At 62.0% G+C, this 15,345-nt stretch carries 15 protein-coding genes; 8 read left to right on the top strand and 7 right to left on the bottom strand.

The window, feature by feature from the left end; genetic code table 11:
• Window positions 1-25: 25 nt before the first annotated feature.
• Both PXH66_RS09545 and hpt read right to left on the bottom strand, forming a co-directional pair.
• Window positions 26-340 (bottom strand): hypothetical protein, encoded by a 315-nt coding sequence (locus PXH66_RS09545; protein WP_330931358.1) that lies wholly within the window; start codon window positions 338-340, stop codon window positions 26-28.
• Between the two features lie 45 nt (window positions 341-385).
• Window positions 386-964, bottom strand: coding sequence for a hypoxanthine phosphoribosyltransferase (gene hpt, locus PXH66_RS09540; RefSeq protein ID WP_330931357.1), 579 nt, complete (start codon window positions 962-964; stop codon window positions 386-388).
• A 119-nt stretch (window positions 965-1,083) separates the two neighbouring features.
• Here hpt and PXH66_RS09535 point away from each other — a divergent pair, with 119 nt between their 5' ends.
• Both PXH66_RS09535 and PXH66_RS09530 read left to right on the top strand, forming a co-directional pair.
• Entirely contained in the window at window positions 1,084-2,154 is a 1,071-nt protein-coding gene (locus PXH66_RS09535; RefSeq protein WP_330931356.1) for an ABC transporter ATP-binding protein, read from the top strand.
• An 18-nt stretch (window positions 2,155-2,172) separates the two neighbouring features.
• A complete protein-coding gene (locus PXH66_RS09530) occupies window positions 2,173-3,783 on the top strand; it encodes an ABC transporter substrate-binding protein (RefSeq protein WP_330931355.1) in 1,611 nt (536 codons plus the stop codon).
• Window positions 3,784-3,958: 175 nt separating this feature from the next.
• Here the strand turns inward: PXH66_RS09530 and PXH66_RS09525 are convergent, their stop codons facing one another.
• Window positions 3,959-5,533: a creatininase family protein gene (locus PXH66_RS09525; protein WP_330931354.1), complete on the bottom strand. Its 1,575-nt coding sequence runs from the start codon at window positions 5,531-5,533 to the stop codon at window positions 3,959-3,961.
• A gap of 22 nt (window positions 5,534-5,555) precedes the next feature.
• Window positions 5,556-6,239: a hypothetical protein gene (locus PXH66_RS09520; protein WP_330931353.1), complete on the bottom strand. Its 684-nt coding sequence runs from the start codon at window positions 6,237-6,239 to the stop codon at window positions 5,556-5,558.
• 95 nt (window positions 6,240-6,334) lie between these two features.
• Between PXH66_RS09520 and PXH66_RS09515 the strand changes: the two genes are divergently transcribed.
• On the top strand, window positions 6,335-6,634 hold the full coding sequence (locus PXH66_RS09515) for a Dabb family protein (RefSeq protein WP_330931352.1): 300 nt from the start codon (window positions 6,335-6,337) through the stop codon (window positions 6,632-6,634).
• A gap of 33 nt (window positions 6,635-6,667) precedes the next feature.
• Here PXH66_RS09515 and PXH66_RS09510 read toward each other — a convergent pair whose 3' ends face one another.
• Window positions 6,668-9,475, bottom strand: coding sequence for a sialidase family protein (locus PXH66_RS09510; protein WP_330931351.1), 2,808 nt, complete (start codon window positions 9,473-9,475; stop codon window positions 6,668-6,670).
• Window positions 9,476-9,615: 140 nt separating this feature from the next.
• Here PXH66_RS09510 and PXH66_RS09505 point away from each other — a divergent pair, with 140 nt between their 5' ends.
• A complete protein-coding gene (locus PXH66_RS09505) occupies window positions 9,616-10,284 on the top strand; it encodes an energy transducer TonB (RefSeq protein ID WP_330931350.1) in 669 nt (222 codons plus the stop codon).
• Window positions 10,285-10,295: 11 nt separating this feature from the next.
• Here the strand turns inward: PXH66_RS09505 and PXH66_RS09500 are convergent, their stop codons facing one another.
• Window positions 10,296-10,778 carry a transcription elongation factor gene (locus PXH66_RS09500; protein ID WP_330931349.1) on the bottom strand — a complete coding sequence of 161 codons (483 nt, stop codon included), beginning with the start codon at window positions 10,776-10,778 and terminating at the stop codon, window positions 10,296-10,298.
• Between the two features lie 32 nt (window positions 10,779-10,810).
• The gene (locus tag PXH66_RS09495) at window positions 10,811-11,206 is read right to left on the bottom strand and encodes a response regulator (RefSeq protein ID WP_330931348.1); all 396 of its coding nucleotides are present in this window, start codon (window positions 11,204-11,206) and stop codon (window positions 10,811-10,813) included.
• 213 nt (window positions 11,207-11,419) lie between these two features.
• Here PXH66_RS09495 and PXH66_RS09490 point away from each other — a divergent pair, with 213 nt between their 5' ends.
• The 4 genes from PXH66_RS09490 (at window position 11,420) to PXH66_RS09475 (ending at window position 15,339) form a co-directional block, all read left to right on the top strand.
• Window positions 11,420-12,322, top strand: a complete 903-nt coding sequence (locus PXH66_RS09490; RefSeq protein WP_330931347.1) for a ParA family protein — start codon at window positions 11,420-11,422, stop codon at window positions 12,320-12,322.
• A gap of 20 nt (window positions 12,323-12,342) precedes the next feature.
• Complete coding sequence (locus PXH66_RS09485; protein ID WP_330931346.1) at window positions 12,343-13,224, top strand: hypothetical protein; 882 nt, start codon at window positions 12,343-12,345, stop codon at window positions 13,222-13,224.
• A gap of 6 nt (window positions 13,225-13,230) precedes the next feature.
• The gene (locus tag PXH66_RS09480; RefSeq protein WP_330931345.1) at window positions 13,231-13,938 is read left to right on the top strand and encodes a hypothetical protein; all 708 of its coding nucleotides are present in this window, start codon (window positions 13,231-13,233) and stop codon (window positions 13,936-13,938) included.
• A 126-nt stretch (window positions 13,939-14,064) separates the two neighbouring features.
• A complete protein-coding gene (locus PXH66_RS09475; RefSeq protein WP_330931344.1) occupies window positions 14,065-15,339 on the top strand; it encodes a hypothetical protein in 1,275 nt (424 codons plus the stop codon).
• Window positions 15,340-15,345: the final 6 nt, after the last annotated feature.

Raw genomic sequence — 15,345 nt, 5'->3', positions numbered from 1 at the left:
GTCGGATATTCACCAAACTTGAAACTTATCCGCCGCCGCGGGCGCCGACGTAGGACGCCGAACCTGCGCCGGGTTTGACGCCGATGGCGGCACTTTGGTTCTGGTTGGTCGTCACGGCTCCGGAGTGGGGGCCGGTCATGCCGACCGGTGCCATGGTCGGAGGCGGAGCTTCACCGGCGTAAACTTTCTGGCGGATGCGACTGCCGACGACCTCGACGAGTTCGTAGCTGCGAGTGTCTTTCGTTTTGTCGTCACGACGGACGGAAGCGCAGCCGGTGAATAATTCGGCGCAGGTAAGGGCGGCGGTGAAAAGGGCGAGGGGACGAAGCGAACGTTTCATGGGGTGGAGCCGTTTAAGGATGAATCGCCCGATGCCGCTATCGGACTACGCCCATTCGGGCGGGTTTTGCAGATCGGAGCGGAGGACGCCGATGCAAGGCAGATTACGGTAGCGCTCGGCAAAATCGAGGCCGTAACCGACCGCAAATTTGTCCGGAATCTCAAATCCCACGAATTCCGCGTCGAACGGCACCTCGCGGCGGCCCTTTTTATCGAGCAGCACGCAGGTTTTGAGGCTGGCGGGGTTTTGTTTCTCAATCATGCCCGTGACCATCGCGAGCGTCTTGCCGGTATCGAGAATATCGTCGATGAGCAGCACGTGGCGGTTGGTGATGTCGAGGGTGAGGCTGTGCAGGAGCTGCGGTTTGCCGACCGATTTGGTCTTGTTGCGGTAGCTCGAAACGCGGATGCAATCGAGCCGCACGGGGTTCGAAATCGCGCGCAACAAGTCGGCGGTGAAGAGAATCGCCCCGTTGATGATCGAAATTACCGTAATTTCCTCATTCGGGTAGGTTTCGGCGATTTCGGCGCCAAGGCGCTTAATCCGACGTTTGATCGCTGATTCGGTGACGAGAATCGACTCCAAGTCGGCGTGGGCAGGGTGAAGTTTCTGCGGGCTGGCCATTGGCGGTCGATGGAGCAGCAACGAAACGCGGGGCGCAAGGGCAGAGCGGTGAATCGGGCGGTAATTTACTTTGACTAGGTTGAGGGGCGAATCTTGCCTGCGACCCAGCTCCGCGCGGCATGATTTCAATCCAAGTTGACCAGTTGACCAAGCGGTTCGGTTCCACGGTGGCCCTCCACCAGTTGGATTTGCGGATCGATCCCGGTGAGTTGTTTTTCCTCCTCGGCCCCAGTGGCTGTGGGAAAACCACGCTGCTACGCAGCCTCGCGGGCTTTTACATTCCAGAGGAGGGGATGATCCGGTTTGGCGACGAAGACGTCACGCGGCTCGAGCCGCATAAGCGCAACACGGGCATGATGTTCCAGAGTTATGCGCTGTGGCCGCACATGACCGTCGCTCAGAATGTCGCTTTTGGACTCGAGGAGCGCAAGGTGGCCAAACCCGAGATCAAACGTCGGGTGGGCGAGGCATTGGAGTCGGTGCGTATGAGCACCTATGCGGATCGCTCCCCCAATCAACTTTCCGGCGGTCAACAACAACGCGTCGCGCTGGCCCGTGCTTTGGTCATTCGCCCGCGCTGTCTGCTGCTTGATGAACCGTTGTCCAATCTCGATGCGAAGCTGCGGTTGGAGATGCGCACCGAAATCCGGCGCGTGTGCAAAGAGTTCAAGCTCACCACCGTCTACGTGACTCACGACCAAAAGGAGGCGCTCTCCATTTCCGATCGCATGGCGATTTTGGAGAACGGCCACATTCTGCAGGTCGGTGCGCCGCAAGAAGTGTATCGCCGACCTCGCCGGAAGACGGTGGCGCACTTCATCGGTGAGACCGATTTGATCGAAGGAAAACTCGCGGCTCTCGAGGGCGAAAGCGCGGTGGTGGATACCGCCATTGGTCGTTTTCACGGCATCCTGGGCGACCCGACCGAGCAGCCCGCGATCGGCTCCGCCGTGACCTTGTCCATCCGTCCGGAATGCTGGACGCTACGCGAGACGGCGGCGGATGTTAACTCGGTGCCGGGGCGCATCGGTGATTCCGTCTATCTCGGCGAAGTCGCCCAATACGATTTCGTCGCCGGTCCGCAGACCCTCAAAGTTTACGAGCTCAATCCCCGCCACTTGGCTGGCAGTGGTGACGGTCCCCTGCATGCCCGGGTCGAGCCGCGCGACGTGGTGGTCTTGAGCGGCTGATTCCGCTCCCGTGTTGTCATGAAACGTGTGGTGATACTGCTGGCGCTCGCGCTCACGATTGCGGTGCCGTTTCTCCTGCGGCCCCCGCAGCAGTCGCTCGGGGCGGCCGACGATACGCTGGTGATCATTACGCCGCACAACGAAGCGATCCGGCACGAATTCGGACTGGCTTTTGCGAAGTGGTATGAGGCGCGCACCGGTCGCAGTGTGGCGGTTGACTGGCGGGTCATCGGCGGCACCAGCGAGATCGCCCGCTTTCTCGAAGGCGAATATGTAGCCTCATTTCGTAATCACTGGACCAATACGCTGGGGCGGTCGTGGAGCAACACGGTGCAGGGGGCTTTTCACGATGGTCGGCTGCCAACGGATGCCTCTCCGGAAGAAAAAGAGGCGCGGGCCGCTTTTCTCGACTCCAACGTGGGCTGCGGCATCGACCTGTTTTTTGGCGGCGGAACCTACGACTTCATTCGCCAAGCCCGGGCGGGCCGACTCGTGCCGTCGCGTATTTTCACGACGCATCCGGAATGGTTCGCGCCGGAAATCATTCCGCAGGAGTTTGCCGGCGAGGAGTATTGGGACCAGGAGCATCGCTGGATGGGCACGGTGTTGAGCAGCTACGGATTGATCTACAACCGTGATGCGCTGGCTCATCGCGGTTTGAGTGAACCGCCCGCCCAATGGGACGACCTGCGCGATCCCCGTTTGAGGGGAGCGATCGCGCTGACCGACCCGACCAAGAGCGGATCGATCGCCAAAGCGTTTGAAAATGTGATTCAGCAGCAGATGCAACGTCGGCTCTACGCCTTGGAAGCCACGGCGACGGACCACGACGCGGCAGCCAGGGAAGCTCAAGCCGTCCGCGAAGGCTGGATCGATGGACTGCAATTGCTGCAGATTGCGGCGGCCAATGCGCGCTACTTTACCGACACCTCGCAGAAGCCGCCCATCGACGTCGCCACGGGCAATTGCGCGGTGGGCATGTGCATCGATTTCTACGGTCGCCAACAGGCCGAAGCGGTGCGCCGTCGCGGCGACAGCGTGCGGGTGGACTACGTTTCCCCGGTTGGCGGCAGTGTGAGTTCGGTCGACCCCCTCGGTTTGCTGCGCGGTGCGCGCCATGAAGAAGTCGCCGAATTGTTCATCGAGTTCGTCATGTCGATGACCGGCCAAAAGCTCTGGAACTTTGAACCCGGCACGGCGGACGGACCCGAACACTTTGCGTTGCGTCGCCTCCCGGTGCGTCGCGACTTTTACGTCGATGATTTCAAGCCGATGCGGTCGGACCCCGAGGACGCGCCCTATGAAGCCAAGGAGCAGCTGATTTATCGGGCGAATTGGACCGGAGCGCTGTTTCGCGAAATGTCGTTGGTCATCCGTATCATGGGATTCGATACGCATCCCGAGCTCACCGCCGCGTGGGCGGATATCGTGGCCGCCGGGCGACCGCCCGAAGCCATGGCCGTGCTACAGGATATGTCGGCGGTCGATTACGAGACGGCGTTGAGTAAGATCAAAGCCACGCTGGGCTCGCGCGATAAAGTGTTGGAGCTCGAGTTGGCCAAGGAACTCGGGGCCCATTTCCGCATCCAATATGCGCGTGCCGCCGAGATCGCACGTGCGTCTCGCTAGGCTCGTGTCAAAAGAGGTAGGGCGGGTTCGCCGAAACCGCCGGACGCGGTTGTGACGGACGCGGGCGCAGACGCGGGCCGCGGCAGATCCGATGGAACGACGCGCGCGACAAGCACGCCCTACCTTGGCCATTCAATCCTTGGAAACGTCGATGGATGGCGACGGTGGTTTGTTGTTATTGCGACGGGGTCGTTAATCCCATGACCTGGGCGGCGAGTTGGTCCATGGCTTGGGCAAACCAGCGCTGGCCTTTTTCCGGGCTGGCGGCGGTGGCATCGCCCATGACGCCGGCGGAGGCGATGTCTCGGGTCATCCAAGAGTAGATGGCGGGGGCGCTTTCGGGGCGCAATTGACCGGCGTCGCCCAGGTGGGCCGGGTAGTGACAGATAGCCTTGTCCATATCCACCAGGTCGGGCGTCAGTGTGAGCATGATGGAAGTCTCCCATTCGCCGGCGTGGAATCCCCAGGTGCTTTCTTGGGCGGAAAGTTCCGGACTCGATGCCACGCGGAGCATGCCGGCTCTCACGCCGAATTCCGTTTGCAGTTCACGAAGCGTGTAGACCAATACCGCGCTGTTGCCGCCGTGCGTGTTGAGAAACGCGAACTGCCGGAAACCGTGACCGTGCAGGTCGTGCACCAGCACGCGCAGCAACCGACGCAGCGACCGGGCGGAAATGGATACCGTGCCGGGATAGTCGATGTGTTCGTTGCTTTTGCCGTAGGTCACGGAGGGGCCGATCCATATCGGCGCGTCCACGGGCAGGCGTTGGACGAGTCCGGCCACGGCACCCGCTCCGATGATGGCGTCGACGCCCACGGGGAGATGGGGACCGTGCTGCTCAATCGCACCGACGGGAATCACCACCAGTGCCGCGGCTTTGTCGGAGATCGCCTGCAAATCCGCCGGGGTCAACGCCGGCAAATAGCGCGACCGCACGCCCTGCGGCCAGGGCACCGCCGGCGGTAAGGACATGTGCGCAAATTCCACGGGAGCAAATTGGCCGTGCTCACTCGATCCGAGGGGGGCGCGGGCATCGACCTCGCCTAGGAGGTTGGCCAGACTTGTCACGGCGGTGGTTCGAATCGCGACGGGGTCGATCGACGGGTCGAATTTGACGATGGGAGACGAATGCCATGCTCCCGGACGGAATCTCCGATCCTGTGGCGCCACCGGTTGATCATTCGAGACTTCGGCGGGCGCGACGCCGAGCAACGCGGCCCCGAGGGATTGCGCCGCGGTGCGATCGCCACTGGCGGGATGGAGGTTCAATCCAATCCCGGCCAACTCGATCACGAAGGTCTGCAAACCCAGCTCGATCCGCGTATCGCGTGACGCGGCATCGATGATTTCCGCATTCCACGGACTGGTGGACCAGAATACCAATTTGGAGTATCCGGCCGTTTTGACCCCCAGGGCAATCTCACGAATCAGCGCGTGCAGGGTCTCGGGATCGGGTGCGCCCAGAGCCGGACCGTAGGGCGTCAATCCGAAGCGGAGCGGAGGCAACACGCGCGCGGTCACGCGGTCCGCGGAGTGAGTGATCGCGTCGCGCAGAATGGAGGCACCGATGACCTCCTCAATGTCGAGCGGCAGACCCAAACCGTGATCGGCGAATCCGTGCACGGGCAGGATGGCCAGCGTGGTGGCGTCGCGGGAGGGGCCGGGGAACGCCGTGGTGGCAAAGTGCGACCAAGCCGAGTCCGTCGGGGCATCGGCGAGGGCGGGATGAGCGAAGGGCGGAAAAGGCATGGGCGGAACCCGGGACGGAAATTCAGTGCTTACCGGCGTAGTAATGATCCGAATACACCACGGTCATGTCGGAATCGAGTGATTTGAAATAAAAGGCGCGGCCGCGGACCTTGACGACGATTTGTTGCAGCAGGGAAGGGCGATCATCCGTGGGGAGGGAGTAGTCGATGGTGGTGCGGGCCTCTTCGACCTTCACGGTGAACACGGGGGCGAAGGGCTCGAAGTTGGCCAGCACGACGCGTTCGATGGTCGCGGTCGGCGTGTGAAACGTCAGCGTGACATGCATGTGTTCGGCCGAGGTGTCGTCGGTGGCACCGGGTTTGAGGCGGAACCGCCATTGTTGACGGGGTCCATCCTCGGCCACCAATTCGGCCGTGGCGAGGTCCATTTGTTTGGTCGGGTTGGGGGCGGTTTGCCCGCCGGTGCGCCGCGTCTGCTGCTCCCGGTAGGTTTGCAGCTCCTTCTCGGTGGGAGCCGCCCCGTTTTCCCGGATGAGGCTCATGCGCAGGTGCGACGGCCGGAGCGGGTCGAACGTTTCCACGCGGTTTCGTTCGGCCGAGGAGGTGGTTTGGGTGAAACCCCAACCCTTGGGGCCTTCGGTGCGAAAGGTTTCAATCGCTTCCCATAACGCCGGTGGCGGTGCTCCCGCGACCAGGGTCGAGAGCCCGAAACAGATAATCAAGACACGCAGCAGAGACGGCACCATGTTCGCAGCGAACGCCGGAGCTGCGCAGGTTTCAACTCACCATTTACCGCTGTGAGCTGGACGCCCGGCACGCGACCTTGTTTTCTGGGCGTCTCATGCTCGTTCACACCGTTTTCTTTTACCTCAAATCCGACATCTCCGCCGCCGATCGAGCGATGTTTGCCACTGAGTTGGCGAAACTTGGCACGATTGATAACATTGGTGGGTTTTACATGGGCAGCCCCGCCGAGGTGCCGCCGCGGCCGGTCATCGACACGACGTTTGATTTTTCCATCACCGTTGTTGTTGACGACGTCGAAGCCCACAACGCCTACCAAATCGACCCGATCCACCTCGCCTTCATCGCGTCGTGCAAACACCTCTGGGACCGGGTCCAGGTTTACGACGTGGACTGATCCACGCTGCTGCGTGCGGAACGAGTTTCCGGTTCACTCGTCGAGGGTGTAGACTTCGATCAATCCCACGCCGGTCGTGTTGCCGACCCCTGAAATCATCGCGGTGTAGCCTCCCGGTTCGAGGGTGACGATGAGCGCGGCGTCGCGCGTGTTGGGCTCCAGAGCGAAGGCGCCGGCGCGTTGGGAGGTGTGGAGGATGGCGGTTGCAGACGGACTGACCGACCAGTCGTCGTTGCGGGCGATCGGGAAACTCGATCCGGCGCGGAAGAGTTGCAGCATCGGGTCGGCGAGTGGGGCGTCGATGTCGAATGACGTGAGGGACGGCCCGACCGCGCGAATGAGATACCGTCGCGGAGACGTGCCGGACAAAATGAATCCGCCAATCAGCACGTCGTCGCCCGTGCCGACTTGGGCGCGCGTCGATAGGTTGACCAAATGCGCACCGGACTCGTCGACGGGGGCGATTTCAAACAACTCCGCCAGCGCCACGCCCGGGTTGCCGGCGGAGTCGGAAATCAATACGGTGGTCGAGCCGACGGGGAGGTCGGCGATCAGTGCGGCGTCGAGGCTGCCTTCCGCCAACGCGAACGCTCCGGTGCTGGTGAACGCGTCGGCATTGACGCCACTCGGATCGCCCCAGTTGTCGTTGAAGGACTCACCGGTTGAAGGAGCGGGGTCCAGTTGCAGTTGGGGGTCGGGTAGCGCTCCGGCGACGCCGAGTGTCGTCAGGGTCGGTCCGATGCCGCGGACGAGGGCACGCAGTTCTCCGCCTGTGACGACGAAGCCGGGAATTAATTGCGATTCGCCGGTGCCGACGACGGCGCGGGAGGAAAGGTTGATCAAGCGTGTGGTGCCGCCCAGCACCAAGGGCTTCGTGCTGACGAGCGGCGTGCCTCCCACAGATACGCGGCGACGCACCCACACGGCGCTGCGATCCCCCATGGGATGCGCGAACCACATGGTTCCCGGCGGCAAAGCGGCAACCGTGGGGACCGGCGTGATGGCGGACCAGGTTTGCCCGTCGAGGGATTGTTCCCAGATGTCTTCGCTGAAATCGGGCCGATTCTCGAACCTTGGCTCGTCGATCATGATGGTGCCGGGGGAGAAGTTGACGTCGAACACCGTGCCGTAGTCGGGCGTCTGGGGATCGAGCCCGTAGAGGTATTCGAATCCGTTGGAAAACCCATCGTGATCGAGGTCGCCCTGCGGACCGCTCATGTCGTTGCCCGCATCGCCCGCCGGGAGGAAATGCGCGCGACGCCAGCCCTCGTAGGTCGCGTTGGGCACCGGGTTGAAACGGGTGGCGACGGGATCAGCTTCACCGCTGCGGGTGTCGACCCAGACTGCCACGGTGGGCGTGGCCGGCGTGGGGCCGGCCACGAGACCGTAGTAATCGCCGAGCATGTAACCGCGGCCGGTGTTTTGGGAGAGACGCACGTCGGTCGTGCGATCCGAGATGCGAAAATCGTCCGACCAGCTCACCCCGCCGTCCGTGCTGGTGGACGCATACATGTCGACGAAGTTGCGGCGGTCGGGCGCGTTGCGGGTATCCATCCACGACACGGTGACGGTCTGGCCATCGAACGAAGAGGTCACGGTGGAATTGAATGCCGAGCGTTGGGTGGCGTGCTCGTTGACGTAGGTCGGATTCGACCACGTCGCGCCGCGGTCACTCGAACGCGAAATCGCGACTCGGCTGCCGCCGTTATCGGAAACGGACCACGTCACAAACACATCCCCGGACTCCCGTGCCGCATGGGCGGAAATAAGAAAAACCCCATCGCGTGCCACGGGGTCATCCCAGGGGTTGGGCACGTCGGCGATGACGGTCGCCGAGGCGGGCCAAATCGTGCCGCCGCCGACGGAGCGTTTGCATTCGATGCGGAAATCGAGCTCGGCGTTGGTGAAGGTGATGTAGGGCACCAACAGTGAGCCGTCGGGCAGAAACACCGGCTGGCTGCCCTGGTTGTGACTACCGGCGGGCGTGATGAAATTGGCCTCCGACCACGTGATGCCATTGTCGTCACTATAGGTGCAACGGAGGTTGGTCCCGGTGGAATTGCCGTCGGCGTCGCTGGTGAAGGCCGTGAAGGTCACGACCAAACGACCGACGGTCGCCGAGCCGGCGATATCGTTCACCGTCAGCCAATTTTTATCGGGAAACAACCGCTCGTTGGGGGCGGCGAAAACGATCGCGGGATCGGTCCAGGTATTTCCGCGATCCTCGGACCTCACGATGGTGAGATCGCCGAGACTGAAGTCCCCGTTGCGCGCCACCAGGGTGTTGAGAAAAAGGGTGCCGTTCAGGTTAATGGCCGCGACCGGATCAGTGGCTCGAAGGTTGGCGCCTCCACTGACCTCGGTCAGGTTGGGAATCAGCGCTCGGGTCCACGTGCGGCCGCCGTCTTCCGAGTAGGCGTAGCCGCACGAAGTTGCGCCGCCGTCGGAACGCCGCCCCTCTTGGAAAGTGGCGAGTAGTCGCTCCGGATAGGTCACACTGCGAAAGACGTGTGGCTCGGCTTGTTGACGACGGTTGCTCGGCAGTTCACTCGGATCCTCACCGAGTCGGGTATTGCTCGCGACCCAGGGATCCAGCAGGTCGGCGGGAGTGCCTTTGGCGGGAGCGTGAGCCGGCAGCGCGTCGCGGGCGGTGACGGGCACGATGTCGGAGCTTTCGTCGCCGAATCGCCCTTCGGCGGCGAAGGTCGCATAGACGCCACTCGATATCCGATCGGGGTTTACCTTGCGCAGCGGCAGAGGTAGGGGCGGCGGTGCCGCGATGACGCCGGACACCAGCACAACGAACAACCCAAGGCACGGCGAAACGGGGTCAAAGCGCATGCCTCATTGGCGCGGGAAGGGGCGCAGGGGTAAAGTGAATACGGAGGGGCGGCGGAATGAATCTTACGCGGGCAAACCGGTGGGCTTGAGCTCTAAGAAACGGCCCCGGAGTTCGTGATAAGACTGAACCCCCGTTACCCATGAAATCATCCTTCACGCTACCGGTGATCATCGCCGCCTCCAGCCACGCGCTGTTTCTGTTCGGATTTAATTCACGCAAGGTCGCATCATCGATGCCCCTGCCATTGGAGCCGGTGGAACGCATCACCGTGTATCCGATCGAATTTATTGAACCCGATGAGCCGGAAAACGTCTTTGATGCCGCAGAGGCTCCGGCCGCGTCGGACCGGACATCTCACGCTGGTGAATTCGCCCCGGACCCCACGAATTCGCCGGATTTGCCGCCGCCCGCTTTGCCCGAACGCATTCCCACCGTCATTCCGACTTTCGGGCAAAAGCTGCAACCGCCCCGGCCGGGCAACGGCGGAAGTTGGCTTGAGCGGGGAGTGGAGGCCGGCGTGTTTCACGCGAGCGGGCTCGACCGTGAACCGCGGGCCACGTTTCGCATGTCTCCCCGTTATCCCGACACCATGCGACGCGCCGGGATTGAGGAGAGCGTCGTGGTGGAGTTTATCGTTGGCTTGGATGGTCGCGTGATCGAAGCCAAGGCGGCGACGAATGCGCGCCGGGAATTTGCGGCGGCGGCGGAACGCGCCGTGCAGCGGTGGCGGTTCGAACCGGGCAAACGCCATGGCAAAGTGGTCTCGTTCCGGATGAGTGTGCCAATCGTATTTTCGCTCGGCGAGTAACGAAACGACGCTCAGGCCGTGGCCGTGATGCGATGCGGCTGCGGTTTGCCCCGTTGGACCAGATACACGGTGTCGCCAGCCTTACGACCCAACACGGCCCGGCCCAGTGGGGAACTGGGCGTGATCACCGTGTAGGTGGTGTCGTCGACCGTGAAATCTGTGCCGCCGGCGCGGGGGCCGATCAAGCCGTGTAGAGGCCCGCCTAGTCGTTCAATGGTGAATACACTCCCGATCTTGAGGGCCGCGGGCGGAGGGGTGGCGGGTAGTTCGAGCGAGCGATACAGGCGGATGGCGTCAGCCAGCTCCGCCGCGAGCTTGGCCTGACCCTCGGCGAGATAGGCCGCTTCCTGGCCGCGGGTGTCATATTTGTTTTCCGCGCGGCTTTCTTCGTTGGTCGCTTCGTCGCGCGCGAGCAGGGCGGCCCGGGTTTGCAGATCACGGTCGGCCTCGAGCTTTTCAATCAAAGCGGTGATCAGGCGAGTTTTGTCGGGCATGACGGCCTTATGCCGTCGTCCCCGGTCGCTGTTCAAGAGCGGATATCGGTGGCGGGGTGGCGTGAAGCCAGCAGATTGTCGACGCGTTCGACCAGCGCCCGGGGGCTGAAGGGTTTGTTGATGAAGTCGATCGCCCCGAGCTCGAGGCCGAGGTGGCGCGAATCGGGTTCGCTCCACGCGGAAAGAATGATGATGGGCAACGTGGCGGTATCCGCGCGGCGGCGCAGAATCTCGCAGATGGCAAACCCGTCGAGGTCGGGCAGCATGAGATCCAACAACAGGAGATCCGGTCGTCGTTCCGCGATGCGATCGAGTGCGCTGTGACCATCGGCGGCGGTTTGCACCTCGTAACCCCGTTTCCGCAGGTTGAAGGCGATGATGTCGGTCACATCCGGTTCGTCGTCGACGCTTAGTATGTAGGGGGGCATGGAATCACGGCTCGGGGAAAATTAGCCGGGCCGCATTGCGGGGGGGTGGCGTTTGCGCGACCAATCGGTGACAAATCGCGTTTGCTCACCGTTTTGCGAATATTTGGTGAAACCCCGCCAGACCGCTTTTGTTCTGGGCAGTCGGCGGTTAAAATCGCACCGTCAAGTCCTTGTGATCAGGGGCATTACCCCTGACATCGATTGATCCGTATCATGGCTCGAAAAATTGCTTTCATCAACTACAAGGGCGGCGTCGGCAAAACGTCACTGCTCGTGAACATCGCGGCTTGTTTGGCCAAACTGGGCAAACGCGTCCTCATCTGCGATTTCGACACCCAGTCCAACGCTTCCATCTGGCTGTTGCGGTTGGACCGGTGGAACAAAATCAACACATCGAGCCAGGGCGCGGTGTATTCGATCTTCGATCCCGGCGAAGCCAAGGTGTCGGATCTGGTGGTCAAAGACGTGGTGCGCAGCAAGACGGGAGAGGTCGTGCTGCCGGGGTTGGATATTCTGCCGACGACCTTCAATCTGGTGGATTTGGAAAACGAGTTTCGCGGCGATCCGGCCCGACCGCCGTATGTGATTTTTCGCGACCAACTCGAGGCCATCGAGAGCAACTACGATTTCATCCTGTTCGATTGTCCGCCGAATATTTTGCGGGCGTCGCAGTGCGGGATTTTCAGTGCCAACGAAATTTACGTGCCGTCCAACCCGGACGCCTTGAGCCTCATCGGCTTCACGCTGCTGGTGGAGAAGTTGGGCAAGTTTCACCAACTGAGCGCCAGCTTTCGCAAATCCTCCCAGGGAGTGCCAGCGCGCGTGCAGGGCATTATCTTCAACTCGATCAAAACCGGCGTCGACATCGACGTGCCGCGGATGCGGATGCAGTTGCGCATGAACCAATATCGCAGCGCCAAGCGCGTAGCACCGTCGGCCAAATTGTTCGAACAACACGTGCGCGATGCGATGGTGGTCCGACGGGCGGTCACGCTGGGACTGCCGGTCAACCTGGTCAATGCGTCCGCCGACAGCAGCGGGGAATCGACCGTCGTCGACGACTACCGCAAGGTCGCCATGGAACTCATTCGTCACGGCGACGGCATCACCGACTAAACCCTTCTCTTACGCTCCCCATGCCTGATCCATCCTCCGCTCAACAATGGAATGCAGTCCGCACCGCGTTTGCGTCGTCCATCATGGTCGACACGGCGCTCTCCAGTCTGGCGGAAAACCTCGATGGCCCGGAATGGCCCGGCGCGAACAAAGTCGACTGCCCGGCGGATTACATCGATCTCGAATACGACGACACGGTCGAATTGCTCGCGTCGCGTGGTTATCCGGCGAACAGCATCACCACGCTGATCACGATTCTGCAGGAAACCTTGGCCTTTGACGACCCGTTCGGCGACATGGTCGAGCACAGCGAATCCGCGTCCGCGGCGTCCAATCCGATTCTAGATAATCTCAAGAAGTTGGAGATTCCTGAAGATTTTCCCATCCGGTTCAGCAGTCTGTCCGCCGACACGCTGGAGTTTTGCGGCTTGGAAAACCTGGAGACCATCGGCGCGTTCGCCGTTTTTGCGCAAAGCATGTCCCAGAGTGTCATCGTGGGTGGCGATTTCCGCAGCCTGCTCAACGCCCTGTCGCACGTGGACGAAGCGACCATTGCCAAGTTCCTGCCGTTTCGTCCGGGGCAAAAAGGGCTACATCTCATCGAAGCGCTGGGCGCCACCGTCGCGGGCCTGTCGGCGCTTCAGCGCCAGGGCTTGTCCGCTCGCGGGGCTGCCGTGCCCCCCAAGGTGGAATCGCGGGTGGAGGCGCTCCTGGCCTACTTCAAAGCCGACCTCGCTCAGATCGAGGCCCGCATCGCGGCGGGCACCGCCTTGAGCCGCGAAGTGATGGTGCTGCAGGATCCCGCCATCGAGCCCTTGGTCGTCAAGTTGCTGGAGCCGCATGTGGCCGGAGCTGTGCCCGAGAAAAAATCGGGTTGGTTCGGCCGCCTTTTCGGTCGATGATCGGTCATGCCTGATTTGCCCCCGCCTCCCGGCAACAAACTTCGTTTTCCCGGTGCCCCGCCCGGGGCCGGCGGACCAAACCTGTCCTTGCGCCGCCGGGTGCGGTCGCCGATCGAGCAATCGGCAAATGCCGCCGAAGCCCGTGAAAAAATCAACGAAATCGTGGCGGTCACCCGGGCCCCCTGGGGAGAATCCGAAACCCGGATGTCTCCGGAAAAGTCGAACGAGCTCGAAAAAGCGCTGCGCGAGTTGGAGGCCCGATTGGAGGACCGGGAACGCGCGTGCGAAGAGCTGGAGGTCAAATTGCTCGAACAGCAGCGTGAATTTGCCGAGATGGAGGCGCTGTTGCAGGCGCGGGAAAATGTGCTCGCCGCCGCCCGCAAAGCGGCTCCGGCCCGGTCTTCGCTCTCCGCCGAGGAGAAAGAGGCACTCGAAAAACTGAAAGCCGAGCTGGAGCGACAGGAGGCATCCCTCAAGGAGCAACGGGCATCGATCAAGGAACGGGAAGCCTTTCTGGAGGAAAGTGAATCCAGCCTTTTCGATAAGGTGCAGGAGCAGCAGCTCACCGAAACCGAGCTCGAACAGCGCGAAGAAGACCTGCGGGCCGCCGAACGTCGGCTCAAGGAGCGGGAAGCCGCGATCGACCCCGCCGCGGCCGCGGCTTTGGCCGCTGAAAAGGCCAAGGCGGCCGAGTTTGACGAGTTCACACAGTAGCCCTTCGAGGCCTGGTCGAAGGGACGATTCGCCCCTTATCCGGGATGAAACCCCAAGAAAGGGCTGGCCATGACCGTTTTCCGAGCAACCTTACCGGATAATACGCGTCTGAATCGCCTATACTCCATGACGAACTCCAAACTCGCCCGTCTGCTTACGCTCGGTCTCACGATCGCTATTTCTGCCTGCCCAACTTATGCGCAGGCCACGACCGAAGTCGAAGTTCCGGAAGAACAGACGGCGGAAGCGCCTCCCGGGTTCGTGCTGCCGCCGCGGATGCGCAAAGTGGCCTTTCGCGATGCCAACCCGTGGACGTTCCACGTAAACGCCCGCTACAACAGCGGCAAATCATCGGTGCAGTTCGGTGGGTTGGGCGAAGTGCCTTCGATTCAAAATCTGCCCGGTGCCGACCGGACCGAAGTGGTCGTGCGTCGATACGACGATGGCGGCGTGGCCCTCGATGGTCTGCGTAGCAGCGAGAAGGACGCTGACGGCAATCAGACTTCCACACCGGGTGGCCGCTACACCACGGAAAAAGGGGAGAGCCTGCTTTCCTATACGCCCGGTCAAACCCGGCAGTGGTTTTACACCCACGACTCGCAACAAGTGGATGGCGGCATCGCCATGCATGCGTTTTCCGCGCAATCCACCGGAGCGACCGCGGCGGCTGATCACGACGGATCCAACCTCGGCATGGAAATGGCCGTCTCCCGTCGCTTCCTCAAGCTGAGCCCCAAGACGGAAATCAACCTTACGGCTTCGATCGGTATGACCGACGTCAAAGCCGCGACCGCCGGCCGGGTAATGTCGGATCTGATCACGATGACCGACTTGTATGAGCTCTACGGTGATGCGCCCGACGCGCGTTACGAGGCTCCGTCGTTTGGCAATCTGTTCGATGACATCGGTAACATCATTCTGGCCGATGGACTGGAAACCACGGTTCCCCTGCAGCAAGTCACTCCCAACCGCACCTTTACCACTACCGCGGGCGGCGCGTTCGTCGACGGTGACTGGGAACTCAAAGGAGCCTATTACTCCATCCGCATGGGCGCGGAGATTCGCACCCATCTCACGGAGAAGATCGGCATCGTTGCTTCGGCGGGTCTCATGGGCGCGTTTGTAGGCACCGATTACACCGTGACCGAGACGCTCGACATGAGCGCCTACGAGGTGGGCAATCCCATCACCATCACTCAAACCGGTGAGCACAGTGAGATGATCTTGGGCTATTACGCCGAGATTGCGGCAGAGTATTGGATCACTCCGCGCACCGCGTTGTTCGTCGGTGGGGTGTTTGAGGCGATCGACGACTACTTCCAAACCGTCGGTGGCCGCACGGCCTCGATCATGCTCGGCGACAATCTCATCGTGCGCGTCGGCATCATCACCCGCTTCTAAGCGCGG

The organism is Synoicihabitans lomoniglobus (genome assembly GCF_029023725.1).
Taxonomy (GTDB): Bacteria; Verrucomicrobiota; Verrucomicrobiia; order Opitutales; family Opitutaceae; genus Actomonas; species Actomonas lomonigloba.
Note: the sequence above shows the minus strand (reverse complement) of the source record. Positions and strands in the feature narration are given on the sequence as shown.